Origin of the sequence: Ensifer oleiphilus (assembly GCF_013371465.1) — a bacterium.
GTDB classification, from domain to species: Bacteria; Pseudomonadota; Alphaproteobacteria; order Rhizobiales; family Rhizobiaceae; genus Ensifer; species Ensifer oleiphilus.
This window is the reverse complement of the sequence record NZ_JABWDU010000001.1, coordinates 371,369-389,576: the sequence shown is the minus strand read 5'-3', so window position 1 is coordinate 389,576 and position 18,208 is coordinate 371,369. Positions and strand designations below refer to the sequence as shown.

The 18,208-nt window shown below is 62.5% G+C and carries 19 protein-coding genes; 8 read left to right on the top strand and 11 right to left on the bottom strand.

The genetic code is table 11. The features are described 5' to 3' along the window. Positions 1-4: 4 nt before the first annotated feature. The 3 genes from HT585_RS01950 to HT585_RS01940 form a co-directional block, all read right to left on the bottom strand. A complete protein-coding gene (locus HT585_RS01950; protein WP_176351382.1) occupies positions 5-1,429 on the bottom strand; it encodes an FAD-dependent oxidoreductase in 1,425 nt (474 codons plus the stop codon). Positions 1,430-1,444: 15 nt separating this feature from the next. Continuing rightward, positions 1,445-2,245 (bottom strand): TVP38/TMEM64 family protein, encoded by an 801-nt coding sequence (locus HT585_RS01945; RefSeq protein ID WP_176351381.1) that lies wholly within the window; start codon positions 2,243-2,245, stop codon positions 1,445-1,447. 253 nt (positions 2,246-2,498) lie between these two features. Further along, complete coding sequence (locus HT585_RS01940; protein WP_176351380.1) at positions 2,499-4,502, bottom strand: methyl-accepting chemotaxis protein; 2,004 nt, start codon at positions 4,500-4,502, stop codon at positions 2,499-2,501. 385 nt (positions 4,503-4,887) lie between these two features. Here HT585_RS01940 and rpmH point away from each other — a divergent pair, with 385 nt between their 5' ends. The 6 genes from rpmH to HT585_RS01910 all read left to right on the top strand — a co-directional run bounded on the left by rpmH (position 4,888) and on the right by HT585_RS01910 (position 9,701). Next, entirely contained in the window at positions 4,888-5,022 is a 135-nt protein-coding gene (gene rpmH, locus HT585_RS01935; protein WP_077502936.1) for a 50S ribosomal protein L34, read from the top strand. 32 nt (positions 5,023-5,054) lie between these two features. Further along, positions 5,055-5,441, top strand: coding sequence for a ribonuclease P protein component (gene rnpA / locus HT585_RS01930; protein ID WP_210270297.1), 387 nt, complete (start codon positions 5,055-5,057; stop codon positions 5,439-5,441). Then, entirely contained in the window at positions 5,441-7,237 is a 1,797-nt protein-coding gene (gene yidC, locus HT585_RS01925) for a membrane protein insertase YidC (RefSeq protein WP_176351378.1), read from the top strand. The genes rnpA and yidC overlap by 1 nt, the downstream gene beginning before the upstream one ends. A gap of 158 nt (positions 7,238-7,395) precedes the next feature. After that, the gene (locus HT585_RS01920; protein ID WP_176351377.1) at positions 7,396-8,310 is read left to right on the top strand and encodes a DMT family transporter; all 915 of its coding nucleotides are present in this window, start codon (positions 7,396-7,398) and stop codon (positions 8,308-8,310) included. 78 nt (positions 8,311-8,388) lie between these two features. After that, positions 8,389-9,042: a ribosome biogenesis GTP-binding protein YihA/YsxC gene (gene yihA, locus HT585_RS01915; RefSeq protein ID WP_077502939.1), complete on the top strand. Its 654-nt coding sequence runs from the start codon at positions 8,389-8,391 to the stop codon at positions 9,040-9,042. A 119-nt stretch (positions 9,043-9,161) separates the two neighbouring features. Further along, on the top strand, positions 9,162-9,701 hold the full coding sequence (locus HT585_RS01910) for a DUF1269 domain-containing protein (protein ID WP_176351376.1): 540 nt from the start codon (positions 9,162-9,164) through the stop codon (positions 9,699-9,701). 44 nt (positions 9,702-9,745) lie between these two features. Here HT585_RS01910 and msrB read toward each other — a convergent pair whose 3' ends face one another. The 4 genes from msrB to HT585_RS01890 form a co-directional block, all read right to left on the bottom strand. Then, positions 9,746-10,246: a peptide-methionine (R)-S-oxide reductase MsrB gene (gene msrB, locus HT585_RS01905; RefSeq protein ID WP_176352154.1), complete on the bottom strand. Its 501-nt coding sequence runs from the start codon at positions 10,244-10,246 to the stop codon at positions 9,746-9,748. Between the two features lie 220 nt (positions 10,247-10,466). Beyond that, a complete protein-coding gene (locus HT585_RS01900) occupies positions 10,467-11,024 on the bottom strand; it encodes a fasciclin domain-containing protein (protein ID WP_176351375.1) in 558 nt (185 codons plus the stop codon). A gap of 200 nt (positions 11,025-11,224) precedes the next feature. Then, complete coding sequence (locus HT585_RS01895; RefSeq protein WP_176351374.1) at positions 11,225-11,947, bottom strand: anti-sigma factor; 723 nt, start codon at positions 11,945-11,947, stop codon at positions 11,225-11,227. Next, positions 11,944-12,483, bottom strand: coding sequence for a sigma-70 family RNA polymerase sigma factor (locus HT585_RS01890; RefSeq protein WP_176351373.1), 540 nt, complete (start codon positions 12,481-12,483; stop codon positions 11,944-11,946). The genes HT585_RS01895 and HT585_RS01890 overlap by 4 nt, the downstream gene beginning before the upstream one ends. 156 nt (positions 12,484-12,639) lie before the next feature. On the opposite strand from HT585_RS01890, the gene argB reads away from it, so the two are divergent. After that, the gene (gene argB / locus HT585_RS01885; protein ID WP_077502945.1) at positions 12,640-13,527 is read left to right on the top strand and encodes an acetylglutamate kinase; all 888 of its coding nucleotides are present in this window, start codon (positions 12,640-12,642) and stop codon (positions 13,525-13,527) included. A gap of 75 nt (positions 13,528-13,602) precedes the next feature. Here argB and HT585_RS01880 read toward each other — a convergent pair whose 3' ends face one another. The 4 genes from HT585_RS01880 to HT585_RS01865 form a co-directional block, all read right to left on the bottom strand. Beyond that, entirely contained in the window at positions 13,603-14,370 is a 768-nt protein-coding gene (locus tag HT585_RS01880; protein ID WP_176351372.1) for an isocitrate lyase/PEP mutase family protein, read from the bottom strand. Next, complete coding sequence (locus HT585_RS01875) at positions 14,367-15,446, bottom strand: bifunctional transcriptional activator/DNA repair enzyme AdaA (protein ID WP_176351371.1); 1,080 nt, start codon at positions 15,444-15,446, stop codon at positions 14,367-14,369. Before HT585_RS01875 ends, HT585_RS01880 begins: the two co-directional genes overlap by 4 nt. Before the next feature lie 68 nt (positions 15,447-15,514). Beyond that, entirely contained in the window at positions 15,515-16,429 is a 915-nt protein-coding gene (locus HT585_RS01870; protein WP_176351370.1) for a DMT family transporter, read from the bottom strand. Between the two features lie 78 nt (positions 16,430-16,507). Further along, a complete protein-coding gene (locus HT585_RS01865; protein ID WP_176351369.1) occupies positions 16,508-17,299 on the bottom strand; it encodes a sterol desaturase family protein in 792 nt (263 codons plus the stop codon). A 157-nt stretch (positions 17,300-17,456) separates the two neighbouring features. Here HT585_RS01865 and HT585_RS01860 point away from each other — a divergent pair, with 157 nt between their 5' ends. Next, entirely contained in the window at positions 17,457-18,170 is a 714-nt protein-coding gene (locus HT585_RS01860) for a pyrimidine 5'-nucleotidase (RefSeq protein ID WP_176351368.1), read from the top strand. The last annotated feature ends 38 nt before the right edge of the window (positions 18,171-18,208 follow it).

Sequence of the window (18,208 nt, the reverse complement as noted above, 5' to 3'; positions counted from 1 at the left end):
TCCGTCAGCCGAAAACCCGCAAGGCCCTGATGGCGGACCGCACGACAGCATTCTTCGCCAGGGGCGCATAATAGGAGATGACCGCCTGTTTTCCAATCTCGGAAAGGGTTGGATAGGGTGCGACATAGCCGCGGACCTGCTTGAGCGTCATGCCATTGGCGACGGCAAGCGACCACATGTTGATCAACTCTCCCGCGCTAGGCGCTGCAATCCCGACGCCGAGGATGCGTCCACGGCTACCGACGACGATCTTGATCAGGCCCGCTTCGACCCCGTCCGTGCGGGCGCGGTCACTCAAGGCAAGGTCGGCCCTGATGACCTCGACTGCACCGAATTTTTCCCGTGCCTCGGCCTCGCTCCATCCGACCTCAGCGATCTCAGGATCGCTATAGGTGACCTTCGGCACGATCGCCCGGTCTTCCCGCGCCGGCAACCGGAACAGCAGTTGCTGCAGCACGAGCCGTGCGTGGTAGCTCGCCACATGGGTGAACTGCAGCCCGCCGGCAGCATCGCCGATGGCATAGACGCGGCGATTGCTGGAGCGAAGGTTCGACCCGACCTCGATGCCCTTCGCATTGTGGTCTATGCCGGCCGCCGAAAGGCCGAGCGATGCGTGGTTCGGCCGACGGCCTGCGGCGATCAAGAGATCACTGCCTTCGACCAGGAAAGCGCCGGTGCCATTCTTGCATCGCAGAACGACCTTCCCGCCACCTTGCTCGACCGCCAGGATCGTCGTTGCCTCGTGCAGGACCACGCCCTCTGCGCGAAGGGCGGCAATCGCGATCGAGGCCAGTTCCGGATCGGCACCCGATAGCGCCCGTCGGGTTTCGATCACGGTCACTTCGGCACCGAGCCGGCGATAGGCCTGTGCCATCTCGATGCCGACCGGACCTGCACCGACAACGAGCAGATGAGCCGGCAGCCGAGTCAGATCGAACAGCGTTTCGTTGGTCAGGAACGGCACGTTGTCGAGACCGGGAATGTCAGGGATCGCCGGCGACGAGCCGGTGGCGATCACGAACCGCCGGGCGCGGATGAGGTGGTCGCCGGCTGCCACGGTGTTTTCATCGACGAACCGAGCGGAGGATTGCAGCACTTCGACACCGAGATCGGTGAAGCGCTCGACGCTATCGTGCGGGGCGATGCCGGCGATGACCTCATGGATGCGGGCATGCAGGCGTTCATAGTCGACCGCGGGCTCGCTTGCCGTCAGGCCGAACCGGCCGGCCGTGCGGATCGCCTGGGCGTGCCTGGCAGCGGCAATCAGCGTCTTCGACGGCACGCACCCGTGGTTCAGGCAATCGCCGCCCATCAGGCCCCGCTCGATCAGGACCACCGGAACGCCGAAGGCGGCGGCACCAGCCGCCACGGAAAGTCCGGCGGCACCGCCACCGATCACGCAGATATCCGGTTTGATGATCTTCGCCACCCTGCCCCATGCCCTTCAAACAGCCTTGCGGCGCGACCATACCCACTTGAAGGCGAGTGGCAATGCCGCAATGAGCGCAAGCGCCACGAGCGCCAGGGTCAGCTTCGGCGTTGCAAAATCCGACAGAGACAGCTCTCGACCGACGGCGGCCGAGCGCGCGATCACCTCGTCGAGCCCGCCGCCGAGCCAGGCATAGGCGAAGGTGGCGGGTACGATGCCGATCAAGGTCGCCATGGCGAACGTCCGCAATCTCACCTCGAAGAACGCCGGCGCAATATTGACGATGAAGAAGGGAAAGATCGGCGCCAGCCGCAGCACGAGAAGGTAGACAAACGCATTGCGGCAGAACCCGTCGGCAAAGCGTGCGAGGAATGGCCCGGCTCGTCGGCGCAAGAGATCGCCGAACATGCTGCGGGCCGCCACAAACAGGAGGCAGGAGCCGAGCGTCGCGGCGGCCACGGCAAGGAGCCCGCCGCCGGCACAGCCGAAGAGAAAGCCGGCAAAGATCGTAAGGACCGAAGCGGCCGGGATCGAAAACACGACCACCGCGATGTAGACGAGGAAAAACAGACCGGCCGCCTGGGCAGGATAGGCTTCGACATAGAGACGCAACGCCTCGCGGTGATGGACGAGTGCGCCCAGCGACAAATAGCGCTGCAGACCGAACGCGTAGGCGGCAAAACCGCCGGCGACGAGAAGCATCAGCAGTACCAGTCGCCACACAATCCTGCCACGGTCTTCGGACGAACCCTCGTCAAGCGCCTGTGATGGCGTTGGAGGGGTATCCCCGGCTCTGTTGGTGGCGCTTCGGTACATGTGATTTCGTTTCTAGGAAAACTCTGTCCTTGCAGTATCGGCAATCCGCGCCGGCGACCAATAACGAATGGTCGCGTCGCAAAACGTCAGCGTGAACGGGCCGGCAAGACAACTCACGTTGCCGTGAGACGAAAGCCGTTCTGGCGGCGGCGGCACCCTGATCGCCGTTTATCCACGAAAAACGCCCGCGGAGACGTCAGTCGTCCGCGGGCGTCCTTGTTCAGTTCATTGCGCGACGACTACGCCGCGCCGATCAAAACTCTTCCCAGTTGTCCCTGGCGACGGCAGCCGAGGATCCGCCGCTGAAGGCGCGGGCGACGTTGCCCATCATTCGGCGCGCTGGCGATTCCACCGGACGGCTGGTTTCCCGCGCCGGTGCGATCGTGCGGGCGGCTTGCGTCCCATCGAGCTTGAAGTAGGCGATCAGGCTCGCGAGGTTGTTGGCTTCCGCCGACAGCTTGTGGGTCGCGGCATTGGCCTCTTCCACCATGGCGGCGTTCTGCTGGGTGACCTGGTCCATCTGGTTGACGGCGGTGCTGACCTCGCCAAGGCCGGTCGATTGTTCGCGGGCGGCCGTGGCGATCGAGTGGATATGGTCGTTGATCTTGAGCACGCGCTCTTCGATCTCGCCAAGCGCCGAGCCGGTTTCCTGCACCAGCCGGACGCCGGTTGCCACTTCCGAGCCGGACTTCGAGATCAGGGACTTGATGTCCTTGGCCGCACTTGCCGCACGCTGGGCAAGCTCGCGCACTTCCTGGGCGACGACGGCAAAGCCCTTGCCGGCATCACCGGCACGCGCTGCTTCCACGCCCGCATTCAGCGCCAGCAGGTTGGTCTGGAAGGCGATCTCGTCGATGACGTTGGTGATCTGGCCGATCTCGCTCGATGCCTGCTCGATGCGGCCCATCGCCTCGACCGCATTGCGCACGACGGCAGCGGATTCGGCAGCGCTCTCCTTGGCTTCGTTGACCATCACGGTCGCTTCCTGCGCCCGCTCGGTCGAACTGCGCACTGCCACGGTGATCTCGTCGAGGGCGGCCGACGTCTCTTCAAGGGCTGCCGCCTGCTGCTCGGTGCGCTTCGACAGGTCATCGGCAGCGGAGCGAAGCTCGGATGAGTTGCCGTTGATCGAGTCCGTGGTGACACGCACTTCGCGCAGCGTCTTCTGCAGCGTCGACAGCGTCTCGTTGACGTTCTTCTGCAGTTCGGCGAAGGCGCCCTGGAACTGGCCGTTCATGCTCTGGGTCAGGTCGCCGCCGGCAAGGCTGGCGATGACGCGGCGCGTTTCGGCGATGCCGGCATCGACGCTGCCGACGAGTTCGTTGACGCTCGAGGCGAAGCGGTTGAGATCTTCGTTCTCGTAATCCTTGCCGATCCGCTTGGTGAAGTCGCCGGCGGCGGCAGCCGAGACGACGACGCCAATGCTCGTCTGCAGGTCGGCGCTCTTTTCGCGCAGCGCCGCTTCCTGGGCGTTGAGATCGCGGACGGCGAGGCCGTTCTGCTTGAAGATCTGTACGGCCGCAGCCATCTCGCCGATTTCGTCCTTGCGGTCGGCAAAAGGCACGTCGGCGGAAAGGTCGCCGCCGGCGAGAAGCTTCATCTTGCCCGTCAGATCGAGGATCGGCCGGCTCAGATGGTTCGTGCCGATATAGAAGGCAGTGCCGATACCGACGGCCAGCCCAAGCCCGGCAATGCCGAGAATGATGACGATGACCGAGCGCTCGAACGAGGCGATGTCGGCCTGGACGATCTCGAGCGTTGCGAGGTTCGCCTCGACGACGGCGTCGATCTCGGCCTGGAAGGCCTTGCGGTTGGCGCGGTTGGCGTCGTTGTTGCCCTGTTCGTTGGCCGCCTTCGGCGAAACTTCCTGGCTCAGACGCGCTGTTTCAACGCGGAACGCCTTGAATTCGTCGGCGCGCTTGGTCAGCGCATCGAACGAGCCGAGCTTGTCGGCCGGCACCAGCGGGCGCCACTCGGCAAACAGCGCATCGATCTTTTCGAGGTTTTTGAGAATGCCGTCGGCAAACGGCTTTGCCTTTTCGATGGTCGGCGCTGCGTAAATTCCGCGCGCTTCCATGACGACGCCGGTGACCAGTCGATTGAGGTGCTCGCCGTTGAAGGCACGCTCTGAGGCGTTCTGATACTGATGGAACCGGCTGTTGTATTGAGAAACGACCAACAGTGACATGCCGGTCACCGCGATCGCCAGGAGGCTCATGACCCCAACGATCAGATTGATCTTACCACGTATTTTCATCCCTGCCTCCACGACACCGCGAGACTTGCCCGGTTATCGGAAGGTCGCGGCTATTGCACCGCGGCCACGCTAAAACATCCATGGTTAATAAAGATCATCGTGGACAGCAGGCATTCTAGGGAGGGCGTGTTAGCTCTCTGTTTACCAGCCTGAGATAGCGCGTCGGGGTGCATGCGCGCGAGATCGAGGTCGCGCCGACACCGGGATTCGATCACTTTTGCCTGTCGGACCGGCCCGCGTGATTGACTTTCCGGGAAATTTGCCTTTATAAGCCGCCCACGTCCGGCCAAGCCTGCCTGCCCGACAGGCGGAGCTGTGTCCTGAACGTAAACGCTCCTTGCTACATGCAAACCCAAGAAGGGCCGCACACCGCGGTATTAAATAAATGAAGCGTACTTACCAACCGTCCAAGCTTGTTCGCAAGCGCCGTCACGGCTTCCGCGCACGCATGTCCACCGCCGGTGGCCAGAAGGTCCTCGCAGCCCGCCGGGCTCGTGGCCGCAAGCGTCTTTCGGCTTAAGCCGAAGTTGCCCGAAACCAGTGTCCGGGCACATGACGTCAGATAAAGACAAAACGACTGTCGGGCGGCTGAAAAGCCGTCCGCAGTTTTTGGCCGTTCGGGCAGGAGAAAGCCGTAGAGGCCCGCTGTTTCTCCTCGAAGTGCTCGACCGCAAAGATCCGGAGGGCGAGGCCCGCGTCGGCTTCACCGTCACCAAGAAACACGGCAATGCCGTCGAGCGAAACCGGATGCGCCGACGCCTGAAAGAGGCGGTGCGGCTTTCCGCCGGGTTTGCAATGAAACCCGGACACGACTATGTGATTGTCGCCCGACGCGATCTCCTGAATGCCCCCTTCGACGCCTTGACCCGGGGGCTTGGCGAGCGCATCGAAAACAAGCCGAAACAGAAGCGGCCGCCGGCCGGTTCCAGGAAACAATGATGGAAAAAAACCGCAACTATTTCGTGGCGATTGGCCTGTCCGTGCTGATCCTCGTCGCCTGGCAGTTCCTCTACGTCAATCCAAAGATTGAAAAGGAACGCATCGCTGCGGAAGCGCTGCAGGCCCAACAGGCTCAGCAGGCCCAATCGCAGCCGGGTGCAACGGCGCAACAGCCCGCGACCGGACAGGCTCTGCCTGGCGGCACAGTTCCCGGAACCGGCGAAAACCGCGACCAGGCGCTGGCCAAGTCGGCCCGCGTTGCGATCGACACGCCTGCGGTTTCCGGTTCCATCAACCTGACCGGCGCGCGCTTCGACGATCTCAAGCTCAAGGCCTACCACGAGACCGTCAGCAAGCAGAGCCCGATCATCACCCTGTTCAGCCCGGCCGAGACCACCGACGGTTACTTCACCGAAATCGGTTATGTCGGCGATGCGGCAAGCGGCAGCGTGCCCGGCCCGCAGACCGTCTGGACGCTTTCGGGCGGCGACAAGCTGACCCCCGCGACACCGGTGACGCTCACCTACACCAACGAGAAGGGCATCACCTTCAACCGCACGATCTCGATCGACGACCGCTACATGTTCCAGGTGGTCGACAGCATCAAGAACGACACGGCTGAACCGGTATCGCTGTCGTCCTACGGCCGTGTGACGCGCTTCAACAAGCCGACGACACCGAGCGTCTACGTTCTGCATGAAGGCTTTATCGGCGTTATCGGCGAGCACGGGCTGCAGGAAGTCGGCTATTCCAAGATCGAGGACGACAAGGCGATCGAGCCCGGCAAGGCGACCGGCGGCTGGCTGGGGATCACGGACAAATACTGGGCTGCCGCGGTCGTTCCGCCGCAGGCAACACCTTACGAAACCCGTTTCTCGCACTTCACCGACGGCCGCGCCCGCTACCAGAGCGACTACAAGAGCGACGCAATCACCATCGCACCGGGCCAGTCCTCCGAACTCAAGAACCTCGTTTTTGCCGGCGCCAAGGAAGTTCCCGTCGTCGACAACTATGAAGCTGCCTATTCCATTCCGAACTTCGACAAGCTGATCGACTGGGGCTGGTTCTACTTCATCACCAAGCCGATGTTCAAAATGATGGATTACTTCTATCGTCTGTTCGGCAATTTCGGCATCGCCATCCTGATCACGACGATCGTCGTCAAGCTCCTGTTCTTCCCGCTCGCCAACAAGCAGTACTCTTCGATGGCGAACATGAAGAAGGTTCAGCCGAAGATGGAAGAGCTGAAGAAGAAGTTCGGCGACGACCGCATGGGCCTGCAGCAGGCAATGATGCAGCTCTACAAGGACGAGAAGATCAATCCGCTCGCAGGCTGCTGGCCGATCCTCATCCAGATCCCGGTGTTCTTCGCGCTCTACAAGGTGATCTACATCACCATCGAGATGCGTCACGCACCGTTCTTCGGCTGGATCCACGACCTGTCTGCGCCGGATCCAACGACGATCTTCAACCTCTTCGGCCTCTTGCCGTTCGACGCGCCGTCGTTCCTGCACCTCGGCGTCTGGCCGATCATCATGGGCATCACAATGTTCGTGCAGATGCGCATGAACCCGACACCGCCGGACCCGACCCAGGCGATGCTGTTCACCTGGATGCCCGTGGTCTTCACCTTCATGCTGGCCTCCTTCCCGGCCGGTCTGGTGATCTACTGGGCCTGGAACAACACGCTTTCGGTGCTGCAGCAGTCGATCATCATGAAGCGCCAGGGCGTGAAGATCGAGCTGTTCGACAATCTGAAGAACCTGTTTACGAAGAAACCCAAGCCGGCGGAGTGACGCCGGCGGACAGAGCGCTTGCAAGGCCCCGGATCGAAAGATCCGGGGCTTTTTCTTTTGGTCTTTATCCCTGTTTGCGACGAGCCTTTGTCGCGAATACCCGAGCGCGCCTGCACATCGCGCCTTATGCTCCGACCATCGCCATCCGGATCCTGACGATGTCGCAGTCGACCCTCCGCCCAGCGACGACGCCTCTCCACAGCCGTACAGGCGGTGTTCTGCTCGTCCTTGGCTCGGCCATCGTCTGGAGCTTCGGCGGCACGCTGGCGCGGTTCCTCGACATCGCCGATGGCTGGACGATCGTCTTCTGGCGATCGACCTTCGCGGCCCTGTTCCTGATCGGTTTCATGCTGGTGCGCGATGGCGCCGCCAACATGGCGCGGCTGTTCCGCGAGATGGGATGGCCGGGCATAGCGGTCGGCTGCTGTTTTGCGATCGCCTCAACCAGCTTCATTCTCGCGCTCGCCTATACCACGGTCGCCAATATCGTGCTCATCCAGGCCGGCGTACCGCTGATCGCAGCCCTCATCGGCTGGCTGCTCTTCCGCGAGCGGATTTCGACCACCACCTGGGCGGCAATCGCCGCCGTCATTGCCGGCGTCGTCGTGATGGTGTCGGATTCGATTGGTGGCGGCGTCTCGCCGGTCGGCGATGCGCTGGCGCTCTTGATTGCCTTCGCCTTTGCCTCGGCCACTGTGATCACCCGCCGCTACGCCCATGTGCGCATGGCACCGGCCGCCTGTTTCGGCACCATCGTCGCCGGCACGATTGCCGCGACGCAGGCTTCCGGTTTTGCCGTCACCACGAGCGAGCTTGCCATCCTTGTCGCCTTCGGCGCTCTCAACTTCGGCCTTGGCCTTGCACTGTTCGTCACCGGCGCACGGCTCCTTCCCGCCGCCCTTGCCGCTCTGCTCGGCACGCTCGAGACCGTGCTGGCACCGCTCTGGGTCGCCGTGATCCACGGCGAGATTCCGCGCACCAACACCATCGTCGGCGGACTGATCGTCCTTTCGGCCCTCGTTGTTTACCTGACGATAGAGCTCCTGCGCGAGCAAATCCGGCCGGTTCGATAGCGGCGGCAAGCCGAAAGCTTGACATCGCCGGCCAAAACCGTGAAGCCAAGTCCAATCTCGACGAAGGAACTGACATCGATGGCCGACACAAAGACAAAAGACGACAAGCCGCTGTTCGGCCGGCCGTGGATTTTCATTCGCGGCGTCCCGGCGATGAAGTTCCTGCCGCCGGAAGGCCCGACCGAAATCGCCTTTGCCGGCCGCTCCAATGTCGGCAAGTCGTCGCTGATCAATGCGCTGGTCGGGCAGAAGGGCTTGGCGCGCACGTCCAACACCCCCGGACGCACCCAGGAACTCAACTACTTCGTGCCCGACGGATTTTCCGGCGAAGCGGGTGACCTGCCGCCGATGGCGCTGGTGGACATGCCCGGCTACGGCTATGCCCAGGCGCCGAAGGAACAGGTGGATGCGTGGACCAAGCTGGTGTTCGACTACCTGCGCGGTCGGGCGACGCTGAAGCGCGTCTACGTGCTGATCGATTCCCGCCACGGCATCAAGAAGAACGACGAGGACGTGCTGTCGCTGCTCGACAAGGCGGCCGTCTCCTATCAGATCATCCTGACCAAGACGGACAAGATCAAGGCCGCCGGCGTGCCGCGGCTGGTTGCCGAAACGCTTGAGAAGATCAAGAAGCATCCCGCCGCATTTCCAGAGGTCCTCTTCACCTCGTCGGAAAAGGGCGAAGGCATCGACGAGCTTCGCGCGACGATCGAGCTTGCACTTTCGCGCTGAGAGCGCAAAGCCCCGACAAGTCTTTGATCTCCGTCACTACCCTGACATGCAAACCGCTCTATCTCTGCCCTGCGGTCGCGCTTTTCCTTGCGCGATGGCGCCAAGGATAGGAGAGACACATGTCCGATTTGATCGTTGTGGGATTCGATACGCCTGACGAAGCCGACAAGGTTCTCGTCAAGCTCGCCGGCCTCAAGAAGGAATATCTGATCGACCTCGAGGATGCCGTCGTCGTCGTGCGCGACGCCGAAGGCAAGATTCACCTGAAGCAGAGCCTCAACCTCACCGCGATCGGGGCGACATCCGGCCTCCTGTCCGGCTCCATCTGGGGCGGGCTCGTCGGGCTCCTGTTCCTCAATCCGCTCGCCGGCTTTGCCATCGGCGGCGCGCTTGGCGCCGGCGCCGGCGCGCTCTCCGGCTCGCTGACCGACTACGGCATCGATGACGACTTCATCAAATCGCTGGGCAACACCATTCCGAACAATTCGTCGGCGCTGTTCGTCCTGGTGCGCAAGGTACAGCCGGAGAAGGTACTCGCGGAATTCTCGGGCCTGCGCGGTCGCGTGCTGAAAACATCGCTGTCTCCGGAGCAGGAGCAGAAGCTCCAGGCGGCTCTCTCCGACGCCCAGACGCCTTCGCCGCAAGCTGGCACGTTCTGACGCGATCTTTCCTGCGGGTGCCAGTCGCCCGCAGGAACAGCCCGCTAGGCGCTGGCCGGCACGAATGTCAGCGCGAAACCGTTGATACAGTGGCGCTTGCCGGTCGGCGGCGGGCCATCGTCGAAGACGTGGCCGAGATGCCCGCCGCAACGATGGCAGTGACATTCCGTGCGCGTCATGAACAGCGACTTGTCGTCGCGCGTTGCCACGCCACCGGGTAGGGATTGCCAAAAACTCGGCCAACCGGTGCCGCTGTCATACTTGGCTTCGGACGAATAGACCGGGAGCGCGCAGCCAGCGCATTGAAAGATGCCCTTGCGCTTCTCGTTGTTGAGCGCGCTGGTAAACGGCCGCTCGGTGTCCTCATGGCGCAGGATCCGGTACTGCTCGTCCGTCAGGATTGCGCGCCATTCGGCATCGGTCCTGGTGACCGCGAAGGCTTCGCCTGAGGCCGCGCGCGCCGGGTGCGGAAACCCTTTGGCCGCCGCGATCGCGATCACGCTCAGCGTTCCGCCGAAGATCAGAAAGTTCCGCCGGTTCACAATCGAACCCTCCTTTTCATGCCCCTGACGCTGCCGACTTCGAAGATAACCACCGGCCGGTCACGCGGCAAAACAAGACCGATCAAAGCGCCGTGAAGGCACCGGGTTGAAAAGGCCACCGATCGCAAGCGATCGGTGGCAGGAGCGCCGGAACCACGGATGAGACTTCCGGCGACGGATCACCTGCGAATGACTGCCGCGGCGATCCGGAGGAAGGGAGCCCTCAGCCCTTGGGCAGCAGAACCTTGTCGATCACATGGATCACGCCGTTCGACTGCTTGACGTCGGCGATGGTGACCGTGGCCGTACCGCCGGTCTCGTCGGTGAGCGTGATCTTGCCGCCGTCATCCTTGGCTTTCAGAACACAACCGCCGACCGTCTTGACGTCATGTTCGCCGCCATCGTCCTTGACCATCTTGGCGATTGCCGAGGACATCGCATCGGCCGAGACGACATGGCAGGTGAGGACCGTCGTCAGCTTGTCCTTGTTTTCCGGTTTCAGCAGCGTGTCGACCGTGCCGGCCGGCAGGGCGTCGAAAGCCTCGTTCGTCGGCGCGAAGACGGTGAACGGGCCCTTGCCCTCAAGGGTTTCGACCAGTCCGGCGGCCTTGACCGCTGCGACCAGGGTCGTGTGATCCTTCGAGTTGACGGCGTTTTCGACGATATTCTTGTCCGCATACATCGCCGCGCCACCGACCATCGGGTTCTCGGCATGAGCGATTGCGGCGCTTGCCGTCAGCAAAGCAATAGTGGCGAACGAACGGAACCCAGAGGTGAACATCTTAAACTTCCTTCCTGTTGAACCTGTCAGGGAGGCGACACACAAGCCGCCCCGTTGAAACTGCCGTTCCCTCCTCGGGAACATGACAAGCAACGGAAGGCTTCGAAAAAGAGTTTCAGGAATTTTTCAGATTGTCGGTCGACCGGGCGAAAACTCGCCCTGAACGCGGCGCAGGCGCGAGAAGAAGAGCGCGTGCGGAGCTAGAGGTCGCGCGCCTTGCCGAGCGCGATGATCGGGCCGGTGGCAGAACCGGTCGGCGAGCCGCCAAGCGGCTCGATGCTGACGGCGAGGACCGAGCCGCGCGAGAACTTCTCGCGCAGCGCCGGGGCAATGAGGATTTCGCCCTCGCCCGTCTGAGGCAGCACGCCAAGCGAAACGGCCGGGTTGTCGCCGTTGATAAGCCAGAGCTCCAGCGATTTCTCTTCGGCCTGCCGCGTGGCAACGGGCGTCACCCGGAGGTGGCCCGTGTCCCGATCGAAACGGGCCACGAGATCGACAGAGATGCCCTTGCCGACCATTTCCGCGACAAGCGGCCGACCGCCCGATGGCGGCGCAAACAAACCGGCCAGCGAGGCGCCCATCATCGCGGCGACGGCCAGCGAGGCGAGTGCCAGGCCACGCCAGAGCGCCAGCGATTGCCATATACCCGCACGCACCGGGGCCACGGCAGGGGACCCGGTTTCGAACAGCCTGCGCTCGATCGCGGCAAAGGTGCGTGCGGGCGGCGCCACGGGGTCATAGGCTTCGTCGAAGGTCGACAGGTTGTTCTGCCAGCGCGTGACCATGGCGGCGAAGTTGCGGTCGGAGGCAAGACGAGCCTCTACCTTGCGGCGGTCGTCGGCGGACAGCACGCCCAGCACATATTCCCCGGCGATTACCTCGTCGCGGCGGAAATCTCCTTTGTCGGGTGTGGACGCTGTCATCGCTCCATGCACTCTCTCAACTTCAACAGGCTGCGCCTCAACCAGGTTCGCATCGTGTTCAGCGGCACAGCATACACTTCGGCCAGTTCCTGATAACTCAGGCCTTCGACATAGGCACGCCGCACGGCATCGGCCCGATCGGTCTCGAGCTCCTGCATGCACGCATCGATCCGCCTGCCCTCCGCTTTCACCACTGCCGTCTTTTCAGGATCGGCAGCAGGATCAGCCAAATCATAGGCTTCGTCAATCGCGTTGGCGACGGGTCTGCGCGCCCGGATCAGGTCGATGGCGCGGTTGCGCGCAATTGCCGCCAACCAGGACATCGGCGTTGACTGGCCTGGAGAAAAACGGTCGGCATGCTGCCATATTTTGACGTAGATTTCCTGCAGCGCTTCTTCCGCTTCACTTCGATCTCTAAGGATACGCAGGCAAATGGCGAAAAGTTTCGGGCTGGTCAGCCGGTAAAGCTCGGCAAAGGCCGCGCGATCCCGGAGCGAAACACGGCCGAGCAGTCCGGAAATTTCCTCGTCGATCATTGCCTACCCGACCCGATGCATTGTTGAGACAGGACATAGGGCACAAATCGCCATCCGCCAGCGGGCATCGTCATTGCTGTTTTATGTTGCTCGTCGATCATTCCATCAGCCGGAAACTTGCGTTACACAGCAGCCGGTATTTTTCGAGGGTCCGCCATGTCCGCCAATGAAAGTGAAATCCAGGCACGCCTGCTGACGCAGGCCCTGCCCTACATGCAGCGCTACGAGAACAAGACGATCGTCGTCAAATATGGCGGTCACGCCATGGGCAATGCCGAACTCGGCCGCGCCTTTGCCAGCGACATCGCGCTGTTGAAGCAGTCGGGCGTCAACCCGATCGTCGTACACGGCGGCGGCCCGCAGATCGGCGCGATGCTGACGAAGATGGGCATCGAATCGAAGTTCGAAGGCGGCCTGCGCGTCACCGACGAAAAGACGGTCGAGATCGTCGAGATGGTGCTCGCCGGCTCGATCAACAAGGAAATCGTCGCGCTGATCAACCAGACCGGCGAATGGGCGATCGGCCTTTGCGGCAAGGACGGCAACATGGTCTTCGCCGAAAAGGCGCGCAAGACCATAAAGGACCCGGACAGCAACATCGAGCGCGTGCTCGATCTCGGCTTCGTCGGTGAAGTGGTCGAAGTCGACCGCACGCTGATCGACCTGCTCGCCCGCTCGGAGATGATCCCGGTAATCGCGCCGGTCGCACCCGGCCGTGACGGACACACCTACAACATCAACGCCGACACCTTTGCCGGCGCCATTGCCGGCGCGCTCAACGCCACACGCCTCTTGTTCCTGACCGACGTTCCGGGCGTGCTCGACAAGGACGGCAAGCTGATCAAGGAGCTGTCGGTGGCGCAGGCGCGCGCCCTGATCGCCGACGGCACCATCTCGGGCGGCATGATCCCCAAGGTCGAGACCTGCATCGAAGCGATCAAGGCCGGCGTTCAGGGCGTCGTCATCCTCAACGGCAAGACGGCCCATTCGGTGCTGCTCGAAATCTTCACCGAGCGCGGCGCCGGCACGCTGATCGTTCCCTGATCGACAGCTCGACACGACGTATGAAAAAACGGGACACAGCCCTCGGCTTGTGTCCCGTTTCGTTTTGGCCCTGGTTCAGGCCTGATAGACGACCTGAGCCTCCTGCTTCAACTTTTCCATCATCGCCCGATAGGGGAACGGCCCATAGCTGACGCGGGCGACGCCGGCTGCAGCCAGCGTCTTCAGGTCAGGCGCACCTGGCCGCATCATCACATTGACCGGCAGGCTCGAGGCGGCGCAGACCTTAGCGATCAGGTCTGCGTCGACCAGCCACGGCACGAAGAAACCGCTGGCGCCCGCTTCGGCAAAGGCCTTTCCGCGCGCAATTGCCTCATCGACGAGGCCGGCATGTTGGGCCGCATCGCTTGCCTGCAGGAACAGGTCGGTGCGGGCATTGATGAACAAAGATACGCCGCGGCGGTCCGCCATTTCGCGGATTGCGCGAATGCGCGCGGCCTGCTTCTCGAGTGCATGCACGCCCGACTGGCCGACCACCTGATCCTCGAAATTGATGCCGATGGCGCCGGCGTCGATCAGACGCGAGACATTGGCCGCCCCCGTTGCCGGATCGTCGGAATAGGCACCCTCGAAATCGACCGTCACCGGCAGTTCCGTCGAGACGACGATCAGTCGTGCGATATCGATCAACAGCGCCAGCGGCACCTTCTCGCCATCGCCGAAGCCATGGGCGGCGGCAATCGACCAGCTTCCGGTGGCAAGCGCCCTGGCTCCGGCCTCGACCACGGCCTTGGCGCTGCCGGCGTCCCAGATGTTGTAGAGCACCACCGGATCGCCCTTGCGATGCAGAGCGGCGAATTCGGCGGCCTTTTCAGTCTGGTTCATTGCATGTCCTCCGCAAACAATCCCACAGGTTTCATCTTGCCCTCGTGCCTGAGCAGCCATTGCTTGCGCCACAAGCCGCCGCCGTATCCCGTCAGCGAGCCATCGGCGCCGATGCAGCGGTGGCAGGGAATGACGATGGCGATCTGATTGGACCCATTGGCTTTGGCGACGGCACGCACGGCCTGGATGGTAGCGACCTCGCGGGCGATGTCACCATAGGAACGTGTTTCGCCGGGGGGAATTTTCATGAGCTTTGCCCAGACAGCACGTTCGAAGGCCGTGCCGCCGAGCGCCAGCGGTGTGCGGAATTCTTTGGTCTCGCCCGAAAAATAGGCCTTCAGCTCCTCCTCCATCTGGTCGATGGGCGCCGTGCGTCCGGGAACGACGGCGGACCGGGTCTGCCGCTTCAGCTTTTCAAGCTCGCTCGGCAGCGCCTTTCGGTCATGAAATTCGAGGATATGCAGATGGGTCCTGTCCGCGACCGCCACCAGCGGTCCGAGCGGCGTGTCGATGCGGTCGGCAAACAGGAGTTCTCGCCCCTGCGCCGTCGCCGGCGCCTCGCCGAGCAATTTGGCGAAGGCGGCGCGAAAGCCGCTCGGCGACAAGTATCCGGCATCGATCTGCGCATCGATGACCCGGCCGCCCTCGGCAAGCTGTCTTGCGGCAAGCCCCAGACGCCGGTGGCGGGCAAGGTCGAGAAAGGTTATGCCGAGATTGCGCTTGAAGGCGCGGCGGACAGTCGACGGGTCATAGCCGCGCCTGACGAGGTCATCCTCCGTCCAGCGCCGCTCCGGTGCTCCCTCCAGCGCCTGCAGGAGATCGTCGACCAACGAATTCCTGGCGCCGACGCTTTCAAGCGGCCTGCAGCGCTGGCACGGGCGAAAGCCGCTCTCGAGGCAGGTGCCGATCGAGCCGACGAAAATGGTGTTCTCGCGCTTCGGTTTGCGGGCGGGACAGGAGAGCCGACAGAAGATGCCGGTCGTCTTGACGCAGACGAAGGCGGCACCCTCGTATTCGGTGCTGCGCGCGATCAGCGCATCGTAGAGCGTTTCATCAGAAGGAAGGTCGAACAACATGCTGCCCTTCTACCATGCCTGCGATTGGGCGGGCGCCGGTTTTCGGGCGTGTATTTTTTCCCGCCGGCCTAGATGAGCACGAGGGTCACCACGCCGAGCACGATCAGCAGGCAGCCGAGAAGTTCGAGACGGTTTATCCATTCGCGGAAAATGAAGAAGGACGAGGCGAATGTGAACAGCATCTCGACCTGCGCCACCACCTTGACGATCGCCGCCTGCTGCAGCGTCATCGCCATGAACCACCCGAAGGAGGCGGAGGCACCGACGAAACCGACGACGAAGGCGGGCTTCCATGCGGCGGCGATCAGCTTCAACTCGCCCGGCTCGCGGAGCACGATCCAGATCAGCATCACCACCGTCTGCAGCAGAATAACGAAGCCGAGGGTGAAACTCGCCTGCATCATGTAATCGGGCGCCGGCAGGCTGGGCGCCAGCGCCAGCGAGGCCGAACGATAGGCGACGGCCGAAAGCCCGAAGAACGTCCCCGAAAGAAGACCGATGCCGGCGGTGCGGCTGAAGACCGACGTGACCAGCGAGCGGGGGCTCAGCGTCGTGCGCGCGACCGAGATCAGCATGACGCCGACGACGGAGATGGCGATCGCCACCAGCGTGCCCTGGCTCGCGTGCTCTCCGAGGAAGATGAGACCAAAGAGGGCGGCCTGGGCCGGCTCGGTGCGCGAATAGGCGGTGCCGACCGCAAAGTTGCGGAAGGAGAAGAGATGGACGAGCAGGAAGGTCGCGGCGATCTGCGCAAGCCCGCCGATCACCGCCCAGAGGAAGAAGGTGCCGTTCGGCACCGGCAACGGACGCCCCACCACCTGCCAGAGCACGAAGAGATACAGAAGAGCAAAAGGCAGGCCGAACCCGAAGCGCACGAAGGTTGCGCCGGTCGTGCCCATGACGCCCTTCAGGTGTTTCTGCATGGCGGAGCGGACATTCTGAAGGAATGCCGCAGCGACGGTGATGAGGACCCAGGTTTCCATGGCTGCGAGCTAGCATGCCGGTCCGAAGATTGCCAAGGACTCCGTACAGCGAAGGCGAATTATCCCAACGCGTCGATATTAGTCCGGCTTTTCCTGAACGTCCGCCAGTTCGCCAGCCCGCCGGAGGGTGAGCGGCGGGCCATCTTCTTCGAAAATCTTCACGCTCTGGTCGTAGGTCGGCGCGATCGTGCCGAGCAGGCGATCCCAGAAGGAGAAGTAGTTTCCGTAGTTGTACCGGAAGCTGGAATGGTGCTGGTCATGGAACGTCGTGCACAACAGGGGCGACGGATAGCGCGCTGTCGACGCGGCGAAATACTCAAAGCCGCAGTGGCCGATCATGCCGTTGAAATGTTCGAACAATCGGTGCCCGATGAGGATTGCCGGCGGAAACGGAACGACGAAAACGATGACGGCCGAAAAACTCTGCAAAAGGAAATTGTCGACGACATCCTCCGAATAGGTGCTCCAGATCGTCGGCGCCACGCTCCTGTGATGAAGGGCGTGCAGCGGGTAGAGCCATCGGGTGTGCAGCAGCCGATGCATGAAATAAAACCAGGTATCGTAGAGGAACATGCAAAGCACGAAGAGCGGCACCGCCGCCCACCATCGCAGAGCCCAGGGCGCGGGCGCCCAGCCTTTCTGCTGAGCGTAAAGACCGATGGTCAGCGGCAGGCACGCGCTGAACATCGACGCAAGGCTCTGGCGGATCTCCGCCTTGCGGCGCCTGTCGGAGCCGCGGCCCTTCTGGATCTTTCGCTCCGGATTGCGCGCGTTGAACCAGGTCAGACCATAGCCGAAAGCAAAATAGGTGACGACGGTCGTTGTGTAAAACCCGAACAGAAACAGCAGATAGAACACTTCGTCCGACATGTGCATCTGCCGTCCCGCGTGAAGAACCGCCCCCAAGCGAAAGATGCCATGCGGTTTTGTCAATTCAAAGTGGAAATGTTTTCGCCGGAAGGACAACCGGGCTGCGACTTTGCATTTTGTCGTTTGCCGCCCATCACCGCCATGTCATAAGGCAGTCATGAAAAAGCTCGATCGCCTGCCGACCCACGACGAATTCTCCCATGTCACCGACTGGGTTTTCGACCTGGACAACACGCTCTATCCGCACCATGTCAATCTGTTCTCGCAGATCGACCGCAACATGACGGCCTATGTTTCGGCGCTTTTGTCGCTGGAGCCGGCGGATGCGAAGAAGCTGCAGAAGGACTACTACCGCGATCACGGCACGACGCTCAAAGGCCTGATGATCCACCACGGCATCGACCCGAACGAATTCCTCGAAAAGGCCCACGCGATCGACTACAGCATCGTGCCGCCGGATCCGACGCTGGGCGAGGCGATCAAGGCGCTGCCGGGGCGCAAGTTCATCTTCACCAATGGCAGCGTCGCACATGCGGAAATGACCGCTCGCGCGCTCGGGATCCTCGATCACTTCAACGATATCTTCGATATCGTTGCTGCCGATTTCGTGCCGAAGCCGGCGGGCGAAACCTATGACAAGTTCATGAGCCTGCACCGGGTCGATACCCGCAATGCGGCGATGTTCGAGGACCTGCCGCGCAACCTGCTCGTGCCCAAGACGCTGGGCATGAAAACGGTGCTCTTGGTGCCGCGCAACTTCGAGTACGAGTTCGCCGAATCCTGGGAGCAGTCGGGCGACGAGGACGAGCAGATCGACTACGTCACCGAGGATCTCGCCGGCTTCCTCAGGCGCGTGATCGCCGACCTCTGACACAATTTGGACAGGGAAAAACCCCTTTCGCGCCAAAG